A 15,919-nucleotide genomic window follows, 5' to 3' on the forward strand; every position below is an offset into this window, starting at 1 on the left:
GAAATCATCACAATCCACTTAAATGAATTTGATAATCATTCTCGTTTGACATAGCATGAAACATAGCAAAGGCTATGTTTTAGAGGCACAAGATGACTAACTATCGCGTTGAGAGTAGCAGCGGACGGGCGGCGCGCAAGATGAGGCTCGCATTAATGGGACCTGCGTTCATTGCGGCGATTGGTTATATCGATCCTGGTAACTTTGCGACCAATATTCAGGCCGGGGCCAGCTTCGGCTATCAGCTACTGTGGGTTGTCGTTTGGGCCAACCTGATGGCGATGCTGATTCAGATACTGTCTGCCAAACTGGGGATTGCCACCGGTAAAAACCTGGCGGAGCAGATTCGCGATCACTATCCGCGTCCCGTAGTGTGGTTCTATTGGGTTCAGGCAGAAATCATTGCGATGGCAACCGACCTGGCAGAATTTATTGGTGCGGCGATCGGTTTTAAACTCATTCTGGGTGTTTCGCTGTTGCAGGGCGCGGTGCTGACGGGGATCGCGACTTTCCTGATTTTAATGCTGCAACGTCGAGGGCAAAAACCGCTGGAGAAAGTGATTGGCGGGTTACTGCTGTTTGTTGCTGCGGCTTACATTGTCGAGTTGATTTTCTCCCAGCCTAATCTGGCGCAACTGGGTAAAGGAATGGTAATCCCGAGTTTACCCACCTCGGAGGCAGTCTTCCTGGCGGCAGGTGTGTTGGGGGCGACGATTATGCCGCACGTGATTTATTTGCACTCTTCGCTGACTCAGCATTTACATGGTGGTTCGCGTCAACAACGTTATTCTGCCACCAAATGGGATGTGGCTATCGCTATGACTATAGCCGGTTTTGTCAATCTGGCGATGATGGCTACGGCTGCGGCGGCGTTCCACTTTTCCGGTCATACTGGCGTTGCCGATCTTGATGAGGCTTATCTGACGCTGCAACCGTTGTTAAGCCATGCTGCGGCAACGGTCTTTGGTTTAAGCCTGGTTGCTGCGGGACTGTCCTCAACGGTTGTGGGGACACTGGCGGGGCAGGTAGTGATGCAGGGCTTCATTCGTTTTCATATCCCGCTGTGGGTGCGTCGCACCGTTACCATGTTGCCGTCATTTATTGTCATTCTGATGGGATTAGATCCGACACGGATTCTGGTTATGAGTCAGGTGCTGTTAAGTTTTGGTATCGCTCTGGCGCTGGTTCCACTACTAATTTTTACCAGTGACAGTAGGTTGATGGGCGATCTGGTGAACAGCAAACGCGTAAAACAGATAGGCTGGGTGATTGTGGTGCTGGTAGTGGCGCTGAATATCTGGTTGTTAGTGGGAACGGCTCTGGGGCTATAGTTCAACTGGCGTCGTACCAGGCATCACTGGCGGATGCGGCGTAAAACGCCTTATCCGCCCTACGCGTTAAAGAGACGGTTTGTAGGCCTGATAAGACGCACTAGCGTCGCATCAGGCATTGTGCTCCAGTGGCGAATGTGTTTAATGGCGGTGTCCATGTCCGCGGCCTTTTCCGCGATGATCGTCACGATCGCGCCAGCCTTCACGATAGCCACGCTCATAGGCTTTACGCTTATCCCAGCCACGGTGGTAGCCATTATCATGACGCCACCAGCGGTTTTTACGCCATTCATAATTGCGATGCCAGTAGTCACGGTCGCGCCAGTGACCACCGTCCCAGTAATTACCGTAATGATCGCGATCGCCAATTTGTAATTTGATTGATGGCAGTAGGGTGATTTCACCTGCGTTTGCCACAAGTGGGGTAAATGCCATCAGGGCGGCCGCCAGAAACAGTGACCTGAACATTGTTATTCTCCTTCACGATCGAAGCCGTCAGCGGCCTGTTAACGCAATATTACGGGGAGGTAAAGCCCCGTATCATCGCCATAACTCTTAAATCATAAAGGAGAGCATTTTTTGCTAAATGTTATCGTGGGGTGGCTGTTGCTTCGGACGATTCACCATCATCATCGGCTTACCGGCTAATAACAGCCATGCCGGAAGCATGACGATACAGAGCAGCGGTAGCAATGTGGTGTTAGGGACAACAACCGCAGCCATAAATAGACTTAACCAGCCATCGCGTGTTACCACCAGCACGATGCCGAGAATAGCACAGGAAACGGTTATTGCCGCTGGAACGGCGGGAACGTGCTCATGCAGCATCAACCCTAATGCCACCCCGACAAACACTGCCGGGAAGATTCGCCCACCGCGAAAGCCACTGGCGGCAGCAACGACCAGGGCGGCAAGTTTAATCACCGCCAGCAAAAAGTAATCGCTGGTGCTGAAAGCCTGATTTGCCACCATCTGCTGCATCTCATCCAGCCCTTTAAATAGCGAAACCGGTCCAGCAATAACCCCCAGAATACCGAGAATTAATCCGCCAACTCCCAGCATTAGCACCGGATTTTTCATTTGATGCATCATCGCGTGCAACCGTGGCAGACACCATACGGCAACCATCCCTGCCGCGATGGCAATCGCCGCCACAATTGCACCGCTGAGAATATCGGTCATCTCCATCTGCCCATAATGCGCAATGGGCAGTGAAAAATGAGGATGGAAAAATAATCCGGTAGTAAGTGCACCAGCTGCTGCGGCCATTAACGGCGCAAAGAGACGGTCCCATAGCGGAACCTCATTACTGCCATTTAAGGTTTGCGAAAATATCAACGCCGCCGCAACAGGTGTGCCAAACAGCGCGCCGATGGTTCCGGCAGAGGCTAAAATAGTCCATTCCATCCGGTTGACGCGTGGTAACAGATGAGCGCCTATCGCAACCGCAAGGGCGATATTGACGGTCATGATCGGATGTTCCGGCCCGAGACTGACGCCGCCAGCAAGACCGAGAATTAATGCTACGATAAGTCCTGGTAGCGCAGAGGGCGGAACGGGTGCGCCGATCAGCGGTTCACAAGCGGGGTCTGGCCCGGCATGCCCCTGGCTGAAACGGATAACCAACCCCACCGCAATACCCGTTAGCGTTAATATGGCGATGATCCAGAAAGGTGAATCCTGGGCTATCCCCAGAGTTCCCGGCAGTCGTTGCCAGAGCAGAGTCTGTAATACCGAGGCGATTTTCATCACCACAATCAGAATAAGACTGGACGCAATCCCAATTGCCACGGCGGGGAGTGATAATAACAACATGGTTCTGGCTCGCGGATGGAGCATGGTCTATTCCTTATGCGGGGTCAGATACTTAGTTTGCCCAGCTTGCAAAAAGGCATCGCTGCAATTGGTGCTGAAACGATAAAGTAATTGTGTGACCCAGATCGATATTTACAGGGAGCCTGCCTTTCCGGCGTTGTTGTTATGCCCCCAGGTATTTACAGTGTGAGAAAGAATTATTTTGACTTTAGCGGAGCAGTTGAAGAATGACAAAGTATGCATTAGTCGGTGATGTGGGCGGCACCAACGCACGTCTTGCTCTGTGTGATATTGCCAGTGGTGAAATCTCGCAGGCTAAGACCTATTCAGGGCTTGATTACCCCAGCCTCGAAGCGGTCATTCGCGTTTATCTTGAAGAACATAAGGTCGAGGTGAAAGACGGCTGTATTGCCATCGCTTGCCCAATTACCGGTGACTGGGTGGCAATGACCAACCATACCTGGGCGTTCTCAATTGCCGAAATGAAAAAGAATCTCGGTTTTAGCCATCTGGAAATTATTAACGATTTTACCGCTGTATCGATGGCGATCCCGATGCTGAAAAAAGAGCATCTGATTCAGTTTGGTGGCGCAGAACCGGTCGAAGGTAAACCTATTGCGGTTTACGGTGCCGGAACAGGGCTTGGGGTTGCGCATCTGGTTCATGTTGATAAACGCTGGGTAAGCTTGCCAGGCGAAGGCGGTCACGTTGATTTTGCGCCGAATAGTGAAGAAGAGGCCATTATCCTCGAAATACTGCGTGCAGAAATTGGTCATGTTTCGGCAGAGCGCGTGCTTTCTGGTCCTGGGCTGGTGAATTTGTATCGCGCGATTGTGAAAGCCGACAACCGCCTGCCAGAAAATCTCAAGCCAAAAGATATTACCGAACGTGCGCTGGCTGACAGCTGCACCGATTGCCGCCGCGCGTTGTCGCTGTTTTGCGTCATTATGGGCCGTTTTGGCGGCAATCTGGCGCTCAATCTCGGGACATTTGGCGGCGTGTTTATTGCCGGTGGTATCGTGCCGCGCTTCCTTGAGTTCTTCAAAGCCTCTGGTTTCCGTGCCGCATTTGAAGATAAAGGGCGCTTTAAAGAATATGTCCATGATATTCCGGTGTATCTCATCGTCCATGACAATCCGGGCCTTCTTGGTTCCGGTGCACATTTACGCCAGACCTTAGGTCACATTCTGTAAATCCTTCCTGTTATATCGGGAGGTAACTCTCCCGATAATCTTTTAAATCATACAGTTAATTCAATTTTTCTTTGTGTCCCCTCACAAGGCCGACCTGCGTCACACTTCCGTACGGCGGGATTAATTCTCCAGTAAATGCATTATTTGTCTGGTAACGGCGATTTGTTTTGCACGTTCATAATTTCACTCGTCAACTATCACTGAACGAGGAATTAACGATGAGTAAGAAACTGATTGCCTTATGTGCCTGCCCAATGGGCCTGGCTCACACCTTTATGGCCGCTCAGGCGCTGGAAGAAGCGGCGGTAGACGCCGGTTATGAAGTGAAAATTGAAACCCAGGGTGCGGACGGCATTCAGAATCGTCTGACCGCGCAGGATATCGCCGAAGCGACCATCATCATCCACTCCGTGGCGGTTACCCCGGAAGATAACGAACGTTTCGAATCACGCGACGTTTATGAAATCACTTTGCAGGACGCAATTAAAAACGCTGCGGGCATCATCAAAGAAATCGAAGAGATGATTGCCTCTGAACAACAGTAATATTCGACAGGGATAATTGTTATGGCCATTAAAAAACGCAGTGCAACCGTTGTGCCTGGCGCATCCGGTGCGGCAGCGGCAGTTAAGAATCCGCAGGCCTCTAAAACCAGCTTCTGGGGTGAACTCCCGCAGCATGTGATGTCAGGGATTTCACGCATGGTGCCGACCTTAATTATGGGCGGTGTGATCCTCGCTTTCAGCCAGCTGATTGCTTATAGCTGGCTTAAAATTCCTGCTGATATCGGCATTATGGATGCTCTTAATAGCGGGAAATTCTCCGGTTTCGACCTCTCCTTACTGAAGTTTGCCTGGCTGTCACAGTCCTTTGGTGGCGTGCTGTTTGGCTTTGCCATACCGATGTTTGCCGCTTTTGTGGCGAACTCCATCGGCGGCAAACTGGCGTTCCCGGCTGGTTTTATCGGCGGCTTGATGTCTACCCAGCCTACGCAACTGCTGAACTTCGATCCCAGCACGATGCAATGGGCGACCTCTTCGCCGGTGCCGTCCACCTTCATTGGTGCCCTGATTATTTCTATCGTTGCGGGTTACCTTGTGAAGTGGATGAACCAGAAAATCCAGTTACCGGATTTCCTGTTAGCGTTCAAAACCACATTTTTGCTACCGATTCTTTCCGCCATTTTTGTCATGCTGGCGATGTACTACGTCATCACCCCCTTTGGTGGCTGGATTAACGGTGGTATCCGTACCGTGCTGACCGCCGCGGGTGAGAAGGGCGCGCTGATGTATGCGATGGGTATCGCAGCAGCGACCGCCATCGACCTCGGTGGCCCGATCAACAAAGCCGCAGGTTTCGTTGCCTTTAGCTTTACCACTGATCACGTATTACCGGTCACCGCACGTTCTATCGCTATCGTTATTCCACCGATTGGTCTGGGTCTGGCGACCATTATTGACCGTCGTTTAACCGGCAAACGCCTGTTCAACGCTCAGCTTTATCCGCAGGGTAAAACCGCCATGTTCCTTGCCTTTATGGGGATCAGTGAGGGTGCGATTCCGTTTGCGCTGGAAAGCCCCATCACCGCTATTCCGTCCTATATGGTTGGCGCGATTGTCGGCTCAACCGCCGCAGTCTGGCTGGGTGCAGTTCAATGGTTCCCGGAATCTGCTATCTGGGCATGGCCGCTGGTCACTAACCTCGGTGTCTATATGGCGGGGATCGCGCTGGGAGCAATCATTACTGCGCTGATGGTGGTGTTCCTGCGTCTGATGATGTTCCGTAAAGGCAAATTGTTAATCGATAGCCTGTAAGAAGGACAATCCTGATGACATTACTCGCTTCGCTGCGCGACTGGCTTAAGGCGCAACAACTGGATGCGGTGCTTCTCTCCTCACGGCAGAACAAACAACCGCATCTGGGGATCTCCACCGGATCAGGCTATGTGGTGATTAGCCGTGAAAGTGCGCACATTCTGGTGGATTCGCGCTATTACGCGGATGTGGAAGCCCGTACGCAAGGCTACCAGATGCATTTGCTTGATGCGACGCACACGCTTGCAACCATCGTCAGGCAAATCATTGCCGATGAACAGCTGCAAACGCTCGGTTTTGAAGGCCAGCAGGTGAGTTGGGAAACCGCGCACCGCTGGCAGGCTGAACTCAATGCGAAACTGGTAAGCGCCACGCCGGATGTGCTGCGGCAAATCAAAACGCCAGAGGAGGTGGAGAAAATCCGCCTCGCCTGTGGGATTGCCGATCGCGGTGCAGAGCATATTCGCCGCTTTATTCAGGCGGGGATGAGCGAATGCGAGATAGCCGCTGAACTGGAGTGGTTTATGCGCCAGCAGGGCGCAGAAAAAGCCTCTTTTGACACCATTGTCGCCAGCGGCTGGCGTGGGGCGCTGCCGCACGGCAAAGCCAGCGACAAGATTGTTGCAGCGGGCGAGTTTGTCACTCTCGATTTCGGTGCGCTGTATCAGGGCTACTGCTCTGATATGACGCGCACCTTGCTGGTGAATGGCGAAGGGGTGAGCGCCGAATCTCACCCACTGTTTGATGTGTATAACATTGTCCTGCAGGCACAGCTCGCGGCAATCTCCGCGATTCGCCCCGGCGTGCGCTGCCAACAGGTTGACGACGCCGCGCGCCGGATCATTACAGAAGCCGGTTATGGTGACTATTTTGGTCACAACACTGGTCATGCCATCGGCATTGAAGTCCATGAAGAGCCGCGTTTTTCACCGCGGGACACCACGACGCTACAGCCAGGGATGTTACTGACCGTGGAGCCGGGGATTTATTTGCCAGGGCAAGGGGGCGTGCGCATCGAAGATGTTGTGCTGGTCACCCCGCAAGGCGCAGAAGTGCTCTACGCCATGCCGAAAACAGTGTTGCTCACGGGAGAGGCATAATGGATTTATCGTTATTAAAAGCGTTGAGCGAGGCAGATGCGATCGCCTCCTCGGAACAGGAAGTGCGGCAGATCCTGCTGGAAGAAGCGGATCGCCTGCAAAAGGAGGTGCGATTTGATGGTCTGGGAGCGGTGCTGATCCGCCTCAATGAATCGACAGGTCCGAAGGTGATGATCTGTGCGCATATGGACGAAGTGGGATTTATGGTGCGTAGCATCTCCCGCGAAGGGGCGATTGATGTCCTGCCAGTTGGCAATGTGCGCATGGCTGCCCGCCAGCTTCAGCCAGTACGGATCACTACTCGTGAAGAGTGCAAAATTCCCGGTTTGCTCGATGGCGACCGGCAGGGGAATGACGTCAGCGCCATGCGCGTGGACATTGGTGCGCGCTCGTATGACGAAGTGATGCAGGCAGGTATTCGTCCGGGCGATCGTGTCACGTTTGATACCACTTTTCAGGTTCTCCCTCACCAGCGAGTGATGGGTAAAGCCTTTGATGACCGCCTCGGTTGCTACCTGCTGGTGACGTTACTACGTGAGCTGCACAACGCCGAGCTGCCTGCGGAAGTGTGGCTGGTGGCAAGTTCCAGCGAAGAGGTGGGATTACGCGGCGGGCAAACCGCCACCCGCGCGGTGTCGCCGGACATCGCCATTGTGCTTGATACCGCCTGCTGGGCGAAAAACTTTGATTATGGCGCGGCTAACCATCGCCAGATTGGTAACGGCCCGATGCTGGTGTTAAGCGACAAGTCGCTGATTGCGCCGCCAAAACTTACCGCGTGGATCGAAACCGTGGCGGCAGAAATTGGCGTGCCGTTGCAGGCCGATATGTTCAGCAACGGCGGAACGGACGGCGGGGCGGTGCATTTAACCGGCACTGGCGTACCCACAGTGGTGATGGGGCCAGCAACCCGCCACGGACATTGCGCCGCATCGATTGCCGACTGCCGCGACATTTTGCAGATGCAGCAGCTTTTATCTGCCCTTATTCAACGTCTTACGCGTGAGACGGTTGTTCTACTGACGGATTTCAGATGATCTCCTGATTAACCCGGAGCGGTTATGTTAACGATTCAATTTCTCTGTCCTTTGCCTAACGGTCTACATGCTCGTCCGGCGTGGGAACTTAAAGAACAGTGCAGCCAGTGGCAAAGCGAAATCACCTTCATCAACCATCGCCAGAACGCAAAGGCCGATGCCAAAAGCTCGCTGGCGCTGATTGGCACAGGCACTTTATTTAATGACAGTTGCAGCCTGAACATTAGCGGTAGCGATGAAGAGCAGGCGCGGCGAGTGCTGGAAGAGTACATCCAGGTGCGCTTTATCGACAGTGACAGCGTCCAGCCGACGCAGGCAGAACTGACGGCGCATCCGCTGCCGCGTTCATTAAGCCGCCTTAACCCGGATTTACTGTACGGCAATGTGCTGGCAAGCGGCGTCGGCGTGGGTACGCTTACCCTGTTACAGAGCAACAGCCTCGACAGTTATCGGGCAATCCCGGCCAGTGCGCAAGACTCCACCTGGCTGGAACACAGCCTGGCAACGCTTGCCGAGCAACTGAACCAGCAGTTGCGCGAGCGTGACGGCGAAAGCAAAACTATCCTCAGCGCCCATTTATCGCTGATTCAGGATGATGAATTTGCAGGGAATATCCGTCGCCTGATGGCAGAACAGCATCAGGGGCTGGGGGCGGCGATCATCAGCAATATGGAGCAGGTTTGCGCCAAGCTTTCTGCCTCTGCCAGCGATTATCTGCGCGAGCGGGTCAGCGACATTCGTGATATCAGCGAACAATTGCTGCATATCACCTGGCCGGAACTGAAGCCGCGTAATAATCTGGTGCTCGAAAAACCGACCATTCTGGTGGCAGAAGATTTAACCCCTAGCCAGTTTTTGAGCCTCAATTTAAAAAATCTTGCGGGCATGATTCTGGAGAAAACCGGGCGCACCTCGCATACCCTGATTCTGGCCCGTGCCTCGGCGATCCCGGTACTGAGCGGCCTGCCACTGGATGCCATTGCTCGCTATGCCGGGCAACCGGCGGTGCTTGACGCCCAGTGCGGCGTGCTGGCTATTAATCCTGATGACGCGGTGAGCGGTTATTATCAGGTTGCGCAGACGCTGGCGGATAAACGCCAGAAACAACAGGCGCAGGCCGCCGCGCAGCTGGCCTATTCCCGTGATAACAAGCGCATTGATATCGCGGCGAATATTGGTACCGCTCTGGAAGCGCCTGGTGCATTTGCCAACGGTGCGGAAGGCGTCGGGCTGTTCCGTACTGAAATGCTCTATATGGATCGCGACAGTGCGCCGGACGAACAGGAACAGTTTGAAGCATACCAACAGGTGCTACTGGCGGCGGGCGACAAGCCGATTATTTTCCGCACGATGGACATCGGCGGCGATAAAAGCATTCCTTACCTCAACATTCCCCAGGAAGAGAACCCGTTCCTCGGCTATCGTGCGGTACGAATTTACCCGGAATTTGCTGGCCTGTTCCGCACTCAACTGCGGGCTATTTTGCGTGCCGCCAGTTTCGGCAACGCCCAGCTGATGATCCCGATGGTTCACAGCCTCGATCAGATCTTATGGGTGAAGGGTGAGATCCAAAAAGCGAACGTTGAGCTTAAGCGCGATGGTCTGCGTCATGCAGAGTCGATTACGCTGGGTATCATGGTGGAAGTACCGTCGGTGTGCTACATCATCGACCACTTCTGCGATGAGGTCGATTTCTTCAGTATCGGTTCTAACGATATGACCCAGTATCTGTATGCGGTCGATCGTAATAACCCGCGCGTATCGCCGCTGTATAACCCGATTACGCCATCGTTCCTGCGCATGTTGCAGCAGATTGTTACCACTGCGCATCAGCGCGGCAAATGGGTAGGTATTTGCGGTGAACTGGGCGGTGAAAGTCGTTATCTGCCGCTACTGCTTGGACTGGGCCTGGATGAGCTGAGTATGAGTAGCCCGCGTATTCCGGCGGTGAAAAGCCAGCTTCGTCAACTGGATAGCGAGGCGTGTCGGGAATTGGCTCGTCAGGCATGTGAATGCCGCAGTGCGCAGGAAATTGAAGCGTTACTCACCGCCTTTACGCCGGAAGAAGACGTTCGCCCGCTGCTGGCGCTGGAGAATATCTTCGTTGATCAGGCGTTTAGCAATAAAGAGCAGGCGATCCAGTTCCTGTGCGGCAACCTTGGCGTTAACGGGCGTACTGAACATCCGTTTGAGCTGGAAGAGGATGTCTGGCAGCGGGAAGAGATTGTCACTACTGGCGTTGGTTTTGGCGTGGCGATCCCGCACACCAAATCTCAGTGGATCCGTCATTCCAGTATCAGCATTGCCCGGTTGGTGAAACCGGTTGACTGGCAGTCAGAAATGGGCGAAGTCGAACTGGTGATTATGCTGACGCTGGGCGCTAACGAAGGGATGAATCATGTGAAAGTCTTCTCGCAGCTGGCGCGTAAACTGGTGAATAAAAACTTCCGCCAGTCGTTGTTTGCCGCGCAAGATGCACAAAGCATCCTGACGCTGCTGGAAACAGAATTAGCCTTTTAAATTAGCCCTGAAAACGGGCGCTGTACTCTCCCGGTGTCAGGCCAAACTGACGCCGGAAGACGCGACAAAAATAGTCGCTGTCCGGAAAGCCGCAACGCTGCGCCACTTCATGAATCGACAGATGATATTTCTGCAAAATCATCCTCGCCTTCGCCATTCGCACCCAACGCACATATTCGATAAAACGCATTGTTCCATGCTGCGCAAACAGTTTTGACAGATGATTGGGCGTGATATTAAAAAACTGCGCCACGTTCTCACGGGTGAGCGGCTGGGCATAATTATCCTGAACCCAGTTACAAATGCTGTGATAGAGAAAATCGCCGCGCGGCTGCGAATTACCCGGCGGCATATTCACCACGTTGCGGCAAAGATGCAGCAAACTTAACACCAGCGGCTGAATGATATTCTGCTCCAGCGGCGAACGGCTAAGATGGGTGAGGGCAGTAAGCATTGCTTCACCTTCGCCGCGTTGCAGGCTGGGAAGTTGGATCTGGCGAACCGGATGCAACAACGACGTGGTGCGGCTATCGTAATACGATAAACCAAGCCAGGTCGGCGCGAACACCAGACTTAACAGCATTACCGGTTTGTTGTTGACCGGTAAATTAGCCGCGCGCGCAGGAATAAACAGCATTTCTCCTTCCACTATATGTTGCTGCTTTGCTTCCAGCAGATTGCCGTATTCGCCGCGCAGCACGATATCCAGACGGGGAAAATCAATACATAAACTGCCCACCGGCAACGAGGCCGGCTGGCTGGCAAACCAGACGCGCCCCAGTAGTTGCGGGTTAAGCACCAGGCCGCTGAACAGATCGGCGAAAAATTGTTGATCGGCGGGCAAGCCTGTTGCTTTCATGAAAATCCCGATTACAGATGCATTAACTGCCTGAATTCTTTTACTTTGCTACGGCTGACCGGTACTTCAAAATCCAGATCTTTCAGTCGCAGAATGTAGGTGTTATTAAACCACGGTTCGATTTCGCGGATTTTGTTCAGATTGACACAAAATGAGCGATGGCAGCGGAAAAAATGTGACGGCGGCAGCTTGCTGCAAAACTCAGTAATGTTCATTGGCATTACGTAGGATTCACGCCGCGTATAGACAAAGGTCATTTTCTCGTGCGCTTCGGCGTAATAGATATCGTTAATGGGCGTGACGATGATTCGCTCATCTTTCACCAGATTAATGGTGTCATTCTCACGCGTTACCGTTGCGGCAGGCGTACTGCTGGTTTGCTGTTGCTGCCAGGCTGCTTCCAGCTTTTGCAGCATTCCTGTAATGCGTGATTCCTGATACGGTTTGAGAATGTAGTCAAACGCCTCCAGCTCAAACGCTTCTACCGCATGTTCTTTCCACGCAGTGATGAACACAATAAACGGTTTATGGGCAAACTGGCTGATGTTTTGCGCCAGCAACACGCCATCCAGCGACGGAATATTGATATCCAGAAAAATGGCGTCGACGCGGTTATGCTGCAAAAACTTCAACACGTCCAGACCATCGTCAAAGGTGCCGACAATCTCCATCTGGCTGTGCTCTTTAATCAGCCAGCTCAGTTCCTGTTGTGCCAGGAATTCGTCTTCAACAATGATGACTTTCACAATATCACTCCGGCTCAAAGCAATAACGTAGCCTGTGAGGCGACAGGGGTGCGTTGGTTAGGAATGTAAAATGCGATTTCCGTCCCAGGCTCCAGACGACGAATATGCAGCCCCTCGCCATATAACAACTTCACGCGATGATGGACATTCAGCAGGCCAATTTTATTGCCCGGCATTTCGTTCGCTTCGACCCGCTCAATGACTTTTGGATCGATGCCGTGCCCGGTATCTCGCACCGCAATGCGTACCCGATTACCGCACTCTGCAACGCTGATGGTGACAACGCCTTTACCTTTGCAAGGCTGAATACCGTGGACAATGGCGTTTTCCACCAACGGCTGGATCAGCAGGCTGGGAATGCAGCAATTGACCTCTTCATCAATATCATAGATAACCGTCAGCTTGTCGCCAAAGCGGGCCTGCTCAATGGCAATATAGTCTTTAATTTGATACAGCTCTTTTTTGATATCGATTTGCTCATCGTCTTTTAATTCAATGTTATAGCGCAGATAACGCGACAGATTAAAGATCAGCTGGCGAGCGGTATCCGGATTCAGACGGATCGACGATGAGATAGCATTCAGAGCATTAAACAGGAAATGGGGATTAATTTTGCTTTGCAGAGCGCGAAGCTCTGCCTTATTTGCCATTTCACGTAGTTGCTCGGCGCGTGAAACCTCCAGTTGGGTGGAGATGATTTGCGACAGACCGACCGCCATTTCCTGTAATGACGAGGTGATCTGATGTGCGTGGCAGTAGTAAATTTTCAGTGTTCCTGTCACCACGCCTTTCTCCCACAATGGGATCACCAGCATCGAATGAATCTCTGGCGTGCGGTGGGCTTCATCATTATTTTTAATAATGATTTTTCCGTAATTCATTGCCTGACGCGTTGTTGGGCTAATGAAGTCATCGCCATTCTGATAGTTGTGTTCACCTACGCCAACATAGGCCAGCACATGATCGGTGTTGGTAATCGCTACCGCATCGGCGTGAATATCATCGCGGATAATTTCACAAACTTTGCGTAATGACTCGCTATTGACATGGCGAAACAGCGGCAGCGTTTTGTTGGCGATATCCAGCGCCAGCTTGGCCTGCCGCGCGGCGCTGGCCTCTTTTTCGCCCTCAACGCTTTGCACCAGCAGCACAATAAAGCCGATACAGACGCTACCGAGGATCATTGGAATCCCGATTTTAGAGACGATATCGATCCCCAACGCGGTAGTTGGTGCCCAGACAATCACCAGAATCATGGTCAACGTTTCACATAACATGCCGCCGAGAATACCGACGCGCCAGCGCTGTGCTTTAGGGATTTTCAGGTTGATCCAGCCTGATATGCAACCCGCGAGAATACTGGTGATAAAGCACGGAATTGCCGTCACGCCGCCGATGTCAATTAAATAACGGTGAATACCCGCAATCACACCGGTAATGATGCCTACCCACGGGCCAAACAGAATCCCGCCTGACATCACCGCGATAATACGCACATTAACCAGCGAGCCTTCTACGGGCACGCCGGACCAGGTGCTGAACAGGGCGAACAGCGAGAAAATGGCGGTAACGGCGAGCAGCTCTTTTGGGGAGTGCGCCGACTTGTGCAACAGTTCGCGAAACAGGCGGATACGGATGAGAAAGAACAGGCAGATAAGCATTAACGCTGCCCGATCGAAGACCGCCAGCAGCATGTTGAATATTTCGTGCACGGGTGACTCTGAATAAGGATTAAACCTCTATGATAGGTAACCTGAAGGCTGATGACCAGCAGGCCGTTTTTGAGGAAAAACCACAACTTTAAAAGGGGATTGAAAGATAAATGGTGTATTAGCAATGCATCTCTTGATAATGCACATCTGGCTGGTAAATTTATTGAAATTATAATGTTAATAAAATGAGTGGTAATTTTCTTGTTAGCGTAGATAAATTTCCTGTTTTTGAAGTGGAGTTCCTCATTTAAAGCCATTGATAAAAATGTTCTAAAACGCTGGACAGACAGAAATTAATCAGGCTATTTTCAAAACAGCCACCATCGTGGCAGCGTCGCTCGGACGGTCCGGGCGCTAACGTTAATCTGAGGAAATTATGGCTGACACTCGCCCTGAACGTCGCTTTACGCGTATTGATCGTCTCCCACCCTACGTTTTTAACATTACCGCTGAACTGAAAATGGCTGCGCGTCGGCGCGGCGAAGATATTATCGATTTCAGTATGGGTAACCCGGACGGTGCGACCCCGCCGCATATCGTCGAAAAATTATGTACGGTGGCCCAGCGACCGGACACGCATGGTTATTCCACCTCGCGTGGTATTCCGCGGTTACGTCGCGCCATTTCCCGCTGGTATCAGGATCGTTACGACGTCGAGATCGACCCGGAATCAGAGGCTATCGTCACCATTGGCTCGAAAGAGGGGCTGGCGCATCTGATGCTGGCGACGCTGGATCACGGTGACACTGTACTGGTGCCTAATCCAAGCTACCCGATTCATATTTACGGCGCGGTGATTGCCGGGGCGCAGGTACGCTCAGTGCCGCTGGTGGAAGGTGTCGATTTCTTCAACGAACTGGAACGCGCCATTCGCGAAAGTTATCCGAAACCGAAGATGATGATCCTCGGCTTCCCGTCGAACCCAACCGCGCAATGCGTGGAACTGGAATTCTTTGAGAAGGTTGTGGCGCTGGCGAAACGCTACGATGTGCTGGTGGTCCATGACCTGGCCTATGCCGATATCGTCTACGATGGCTGGAAAGCGCCGTCAATCATGCAGGTGCCAGGTGCACGCGATGTGGCGGTAGAGTTCTTTACGCTGTCGAAAAGCTACAACATGGCGGGCTGGCGTATCGGCTTTATGGTCGGTAACAAAACGCTGGTCAGCGCGTTGTCACGTATTAAAAGCTATCACGATTACGGCACCTTTACGCCGTTGCAGGTGGCGGCGATTGCGGCACTGGAGGGCGATCAACAGTGCGTGCGCGATATTGCCGAACAGTACAAACGCCGCCGTGATGTACTGGTTAAAGGGCTGCATGAAGCGGGCTGGATGGTCGAAATGCCGAAGGCTTCGATGTATGTCTGGGCGAAAATCCCGGAACCATATGCGGCCATGGGCTCACTGGAATTTGCCAAGAAACTGCTTAACGAAGCGAAGGTCTGTGTCTCTCCAGGGATTGGCTTTGGCGACTACGGCGACACCCATGTTCGCTTTGCGCTGATTGAAAACCGCGATCGTATTCGCCAGGCGATTCGTGGAATTAAAGCGATGTTCCGTGCCGACGGTTTACTACCCGCCAGCAGCAAACATATTCACGAAAACGCGGAATAAACACCATCGCCAGAAATGCAAACAGGAGCCAGATGGCTCCTGTTTTTCATTGCACAGTTTGCTTTTAGATCATCAGGGCAAAAGTACCGGCCCAAACGATGACCATAAAAGAAATGCCCATAAAGAAATATTTCACTTTACATCTCTCCGCGTAATTACTGTTACGCCTGAATGACT

General features: G+C 52.5%; 15 protein-coding genes. 9 read left to right on the forward strand and 6 right to left on the reverse strand.

The window, feature by feature from the left end:
• The first annotated feature begins 55 nt into the window (after positions 1–55).
• Together AACU19_RS23660 and AACU19_RS01030 are read left to right on the forward strand one after the other, a co-directional pair.
• A complete protein-coding gene (locus AACU19_RS23660) occupies positions 56–100 on the forward strand; it encodes a hypothetical protein (protein ID WP_418517219.1) in 45 nt (14 codons plus the stop codon).
• Positions 93–1,331, forward strand: a complete 1,239-nt coding sequence (locus tag AACU19_RS01030; protein ID WP_000186373.1) for an Nramp family divalent metal transporter — start codon at positions 93–95, stop codon at positions 1,329–1,331. Before AACU19_RS23660 ends, AACU19_RS01030 begins: the two co-directional genes overlap by 8 nt.
• 141 nt (positions 1,332–1,472) lie before the next feature.
• Here AACU19_RS01030 and ypeC read toward each other — a convergent pair whose 3' ends face one another.
• Complete coding sequence (ypeC, locus tag AACU19_RS01035; protein WP_000490084.1) at positions 1,473–1,799, reverse strand: DUF2502 domain-containing protein YpeC; 327 nt, start codon at positions 1,797–1,799, stop codon at positions 1,473–1,475.
• Between the two features lie 114 nt (positions 1,800–1,913).
• Positions 1,914–3,170: an ion channel protein gene (locus AACU19_RS01040; protein ID WP_105277959.1), complete on the reverse strand. Its 1,257-nt coding sequence runs from the start codon at positions 3,168–3,170 to the stop codon at positions 1,914–1,916.
• Positions 3,171–3,373: 203 nt separating this feature from the next.
• Here AACU19_RS01040 and glk point away from each other — a divergent pair, with 203 nt between their 5' ends.
• From glk to ptsP, 6 genes are all read left to right on the forward strand, one after another.
• Positions 3,374–4,339 carry a glucokinase gene (gene glk, locus AACU19_RS01045; RefSeq protein WP_000170346.1) on the forward strand — a complete coding sequence of 322 codons (966 nt, stop codon included), beginning with the start codon at positions 3,374–3,376 and terminating at the stop codon, positions 4,337–4,339.
• A 218-nt stretch (positions 4,340–4,557) separates the two neighbouring features.
• Positions 4,558–4,884, forward strand: a complete 327-nt coding sequence (locus tag AACU19_RS01050; protein WP_001354802.1) for a PTS fructose transporter subunit IIB — start codon at positions 4,558–4,560, stop codon at positions 4,882–4,884.
• 21 nt (positions 4,885–4,905) lie between these two features.
• Entirely contained in the window at positions 4,906–6,153 is a 1,248-nt protein-coding gene (locus AACU19_RS01055) for a PTS fructose transporter subunit IIC (RefSeq protein WP_000985352.1), read from the forward strand.
• Between the two features lie 14 nt (positions 6,154–6,167).
• Positions 6,168–7,253, forward strand: coding sequence for an aminopeptidase (ypdF, locus tag AACU19_RS01060; protein WP_105277960.1), 1,086 nt, complete (start codon positions 6,168–6,170; stop codon positions 7,251–7,253).
• Complete coding sequence (gene ypdE, locus AACU19_RS01065) at positions 7,253–8,290, forward strand: aminopeptidase (RefSeq protein WP_105277961.1); 1,038 nt, start codon at positions 7,253–7,255, stop codon at positions 8,288–8,290. Before ypdF ends, ypdE begins: the two co-directional genes overlap by 1 nt.
• Positions 8,291–8,314: 24 nt before the next feature.
• Positions 8,315–10,810: a phosphoenolpyruvate--protein phosphotransferase gene (gene ptsP, locus AACU19_RS01070; RefSeq protein ID WP_105277962.1), complete on the forward strand. Its 2,496-nt coding sequence runs from the start codon at positions 8,315–8,317 to the stop codon at positions 10,808–10,810.
• A gap of 1 nt (position 10,811) precedes the next feature.
• Here the strand turns inward: ptsP and AACU19_RS01075 are convergent, their stop codons facing one another.
• The 3 genes from AACU19_RS01075 to ypdA are packed head-to-tail and all read right to left on the reverse strand — an operon-like array spanning position 10,812 to position 14,127.
• On the reverse strand, positions 10,812–11,669 hold the full coding sequence (locus tag AACU19_RS01075) for an AraC family transcriptional regulator (RefSeq protein WP_000648314.1): 858 nt from the start codon (positions 11,667–11,669) through the stop codon (positions 10,812–10,814).
• 11 nt (positions 11,670–11,680) lie between these two features.
• Positions 11,681–12,415, reverse strand: coding sequence for a two-component system response regulator YpdB (gene ypdB / locus AACU19_RS01080; RefSeq protein ID WP_001295458.1), 735 nt, complete (start codon positions 12,413–12,415; stop codon positions 11,681–11,683).
• Positions 12,416–12,429: 14 nt separating this feature from the next.
• The gene (ypdA, locus tag AACU19_RS01085; protein ID WP_000544359.1) at positions 12,430–14,127 is read right to left on the reverse strand and encodes a two-component system sensor histidine kinase YpdA; all 1,698 of its coding nucleotides are present in this window, start codon (positions 14,125–14,127) and stop codon (positions 12,430–12,432) included.
• 376 nt (positions 14,128–14,503) lie between these two features.
• On the opposite strand from ypdA, the gene alaC reads away from it, so the two are divergent.
• Positions 14,504–15,742: an alanine transaminase gene (gene alaC / locus AACU19_RS01090; protein WP_039020918.1), complete on the forward strand. Its 1,239-nt coding sequence runs from the start codon at positions 14,504–14,506 to the stop codon at positions 15,740–15,742.
• 64 nt (positions 15,743–15,806) lie between these two features.
• Here alaC and ypdK read toward each other — a convergent pair whose 3' ends face one another.
• A complete protein-coding gene (gene ypdK, locus AACU19_RS01095) occupies positions 15,807–15,878 on the reverse strand; it encodes a membrane protein YpdK (RefSeq protein ID WP_010723117.1) in 72 nt (23 codons plus the stop codon).
• Between the last annotated feature and the right edge of the window lie 41 nt (positions 15,879–15,919).

The sequence above is a fragment of the Escherichia sp. MOD1-EC4550 genome, assembly GCF_963876935.1.
GTDB lineage: Bacteria > Pseudomonadota > Gammaproteobacteria > Enterobacterales > Enterobacteriaceae > Escherichia > Escherichia coli_F.